This window comes from Paraburkholderia sp. Ac-20347 (genome assembly GCF_017104805.1).
Taxonomy (GTDB): domain Bacteria; phylum Pseudomonadota; class Gammaproteobacteria; order Burkholderiales; family Burkholderiaceae; genus Paraburkholderia; species Paraburkholderia tropica.
Genome location: NZ_JAAGPN010000445.1, coordinates 1 through 3,964, shown reverse-complemented (window position 1 = coordinate 3,964; position 3,964 = coordinate 1). Strand labels below are relative to the sequence as shown.

The window sequence follows — 3,964 nt, the reverse complement described above, 5'->3', positions numbered from 1 at the left end:
ATCGCGCAGGAACGCCGCGACGAGGTCCGCGCTTACGTGGCCGCGACGCATCCCGAGGCCGCCGACGCCGTGACCGATTACGTCGCCAGCGTGATGTCGGGTCTTTCGGGCAGCGCGCGCGAAGGCATGAGCGAGGCGCGTCTCGCCGCCGTGGCGCGGGCGGCGGCGGGCGGCCTGCACGCGCTGCTCGACTGAGCGTTTCGGTGTTCGGACGTCGATAGACGGGCGTTCGCGCCGTTCGTGCATTGCCACTCGATTTAATCAGTGATGCTGATTATTTCGGCGATCCCCAAGCCGCTCGCCAACCGGATTTTCCTCCCCGTCTCCCTCCAGGCAAGAAAATTGCTCTCTCGCCCGCTTCGGGCGCGGCCATGTGCGCCGCATCCGTTCAAACCCCGTACACCGATTCCAAACATGTCCGGTACTATGGAGCCAGTCGTCCGTCTCGCCGCCGCCGCATTGCAACATCGCCGCGCGCGCGGGCCAGGCGGGGCGCGCAGGGCAGTCCAGGTTCAGATGTGCAGGTGCAGTGAAGCTGGCTCATTGAAGTCGTTGCAGAATCAGCCGCAGTGAAGCGACGTCGATGAAGCCGGATCAGTGAAGGCGATTCGTGCGTTTTCGGCCCATCCGTACTGATCAGTCCGTAGCCAACGGCTCATAGCCATCGGTAGCCATCGGTCGATCGGGCGGAAGACGCGAACCCCAAGGAGACATCCCGCATGTCCGCAGTGCAGTCCCAAGACAACCTGGCGAGCGAGTCATCCGTGCGCGATCTGCGCCGGGTCCCCATTCATCCCGACTTCTGGTACCCCCTCGCGTGGTCCAAAGAGGTCAAGCGCGGCAAGGCGCACGGCGTGCATTTCGCCGGTGAGCCCATCGTCCTCGCGCGCACCGAATCGGGGCGCGTGTTCGCGCTCGAAGACCGCTGCGCCCATCGACAGGTGCCCTTGCACGCGGGCGTGGTCGAAGGCGAGGGCATCCGCTGCGGCTATCACGGCTGGACCTACGACTGCAGCGGCCAGTGCGTCGACATTCCGTACCTCGGCCGCGAGCGCCTGCCCAACGGCGTGCGCGCGTATCCGTGCCGCGAGGCGCACGGCATGATCTTCGTGTTTCCCGGCGACGCCACGCTGGCCGAGCAGACGCCGTTTCCCGAGATGCCCTCGGTCACCGACAAGGCGTACAAGACGCGCCGTTTCGGGCGTCCCGTCAAGTGCCATTACTCGTTCATGCACGAGAACCTGATGGACATGAACCATCAGTTTCTGCACCGCCGCCAGATGGGCCAGATGCGCGCGCGTTCGCTCGGCCGCCGCCGCGGCGAGAACTGGATCGAAGTCGATTACACCTTCATGCGCGAGGCGGGCAAGCAGCCCGCCGGCGAGGCGCTCGTGTTCGGGTCGAGCAAACGCAGCGAAGACCAGAGCGACAGCAGCGTCATGACGATCCGCACCGGCTATCCGTATCAGACCTTGCAGATCCGTTCGAGCGAAGACTCGCTGGTGATGGATTTGTGGATCGTCTACGTGCCGCTCGACGCGCAGCAGCGCACCAATCGCACCTTCGGCATGCTGTCGATCCGCAAGCCGAAGGTGTCCCTGCTGCTCGACGCCGCGTGGCCGCTGCTGGTGTGGTTCACGGAGCGCATCTTCAAGGAAGATCGCGCGATCGTCGAACTGGAGCAGGCCGCGCACGACAGTCAGGGCGCCGACTGGAATCACGAGGTGTTTCCGGTCATCAACGAGTTGCGCGACGTGCTGCGCAATTGCGGCGCACGCACGGTCATTCCGATTCGCGCGGTGGAGGATCTCGCCTGAGCGGGCCGCGCTCCGCGTAACGCGCTTCGTGCCGTGAACGAGGTCCAGCGGGTAAGATGTCCCGCTGGACCTTTTTTGCGCGCCGCGCCTTTCACGCCGATGAACGCCACGCCACTCGCCGTGCCCGACAACAGCCCCGAAGGCGTCTATACGCGCGGCGCGAAAGCCGCGCGCGAATGGTGGCGCGTATCACTGTCCGAGCGCGCGAACATGTTTCGCATCGAGCACGGTCATGGCGAGGACGGCGTGGGTCAGGTGGATATCGACACCGTCGTCGACCTCGACAATCTCGAAGCGAAGCTGCTGAAATGGCGGCGCGAAGGTTTCGTCTCTGTCGCCGATAGCGAAGACGAGGCGCGCGCTGCACGAGTGGGCAGCGCGTTCGCGGCGGATCTGCAACGCGCCGCGCAGGCGGCCCGTGAGGCGCGCTCAGTGACGTCGGCGCAGCAGACCGTGCGCATCGGCAACGTGGATATGCCGGTTTCGGCCGATACGAGCGACGCGAATGCCGCGCTCGTGCCGCGCATCAACGACGCGTATCTCTTCACGCCGCGCGCCGACGACATCGCGCTCGATATCGTCGAAAACCGCCGCGTGATGCTGATCGGTCATACCGGCTCGGGCAAGACCAGTTTCGTCGAGCAGGTGGCGGCGCGCACGGGCCACGGCGTGCTGCGCGTGAACATGAACGGCCAGACCACGGTCGGCGATTTCGTCGGTTTCTGGACCGTGAAAGGCGGCGAGACCGTGTGGGTCGACGGCGTGCTCCCCGTGGCGATGCGCGCGGGCTACTGGCTCATCATCGACGAACTCGATTTCGCCGAACCTTCGATTCTCGCGGTGCTCACGGCCGTGCTCGAACCGGGCGGCAAGCTGCTGCTCAAGGAGCGCGGCAACGAGATCGTCACGCCGCATCCGTCGTTCCGGCTGTTCGGCACGGCGAACGCGGCGGGCGCGATGAGCGCGTACCGGCATCTCTATCAAGGCGCGAATCTACTCAACGAGGCTTTTCTCGATCGCTGGCGCGTGTATCTGTTCGACTATCTTTCGAAAGATGAGGAAGCCGAAGTATTGACGCGGACCTTGCCCGCGCTCACGCCCGCGCTGGCGTACACGCTCGCGGCCATTGCCGCCGACTGCCGCGCCGCCTTCGCGCGCGAGGATCTGGCGAGCGCGTTTTCCACGCGACGTCTGATCGACTGGGCCGAGCTGATGCTGCGAACCGGCGACGCCGAGCGCGCCGCCGCGCCCGCGATCTACGCGAAGGTGAGCGCCGAAGACGCCGCGCTGATCCGCAGCATCATCCGCCATCACGCGATCTTCGATGCCGCGCCCGACGGGCAATCCGCAGCCTGAACGCGGCGCGCCATGCAGACCGCCCAGATCGACGAACTCGAAGCGCGCCTCGGCAAACTCGCGCGCGTGCTGACGGGCGAGCCGCGCGTGACGGTGTCGATGGGGGCGGGCGGACCGCGCGTGGAGCGCGAGCGTTTCGTGTTGCCGACGCATGAAACCGCTCAAGACGATGCGAATGAACCCGCGCACGACGAAGACCTGCTGCTCGGCTATCTCGATCTGCTGGCGGCGCGCTGGCGGCATAGCGCGATCCGGCGGCTCGATCTCGCCGAAGCGGGCGTGACGGGCCGCATCGCGCAGGCAGTCGAGGATCGCCGCGTGCTCGCGCGCCTGCTCGCCGATTATCCGGGCGCGCGCCGTTACGTCGAGCGCTGGCGCGCGCAGTCCGCGCAGGAAGCGGCGCGGCGCTGGCAGACGCTTGCGTGGCGCGAACGGCTCGTGTGGGCGATCGAGCGTACGCTCTGGAACGAACCGCCGACGCTAAGCGGTCCCGACGCCGATACGCTCGCCGCCGCGCTGCGCGTGCTCGAAGGCGCGGGCGGCGCGTTCGAGACGGCGCGCGCGAGCGCTTCGACCGCGCAAAGCGTGCAGGCCGCACGCGCCATCGTGGCGGGCGTGCGCTCGCTCGCCTCGGGCGGCGCGAACAACATGATGCAGACGGCCGGTCCCGATCAGACCGTCGACGAAACTGTGCTCGCGCGCGAACTCGACGGCTTCGGCGAGCACGACGATCTCGCGTTCGCGCTCGATCTCGACGGCGCCGATCCGTCGCGGCAAGCCGATGCGCAGAC

2 protein-coding genes and 2 pseudogenes are annotated in these 3,964 nt (G+C 66.9%); all 4 read left to right on the top strand.

The features are described 5' to 3' along the window. Positions 1–195, top strand: a pseudogene (locus tag G3N97_RS37235) (hypothetical protein); the annotation flags it as partial. Between the two features lie 524 nt (positions 196–719). After that, positions 720–1,817 carry an aromatic ring-hydroxylating dioxygenase subunit alpha gene (locus G3N97_RS37230; RefSeq protein WP_205997760.1) on the top strand — a complete coding sequence of 366 codons (1,098 nt, stop codon included), beginning with the start codon at positions 720–722 and terminating at the stop codon, positions 1,815–1,817. Positions 1,818–1,916: 99 nt separating this feature from the next. Next, a complete protein-coding gene (locus tag G3N97_RS37225; RefSeq protein WP_205997759.1) occupies positions 1,917–3,173 on the top strand; it encodes an AAA family ATPase in 1,257 nt (418 codons plus the stop codon). Positions 3,174–3,185: 12 nt separating this feature from the next. Then, a pseudogene (locus tag G3N97_RS37220) lies at positions 3,186–3,964 on the top strand (cobalamin biosynthesis protein CobT); the annotation flags it as partial.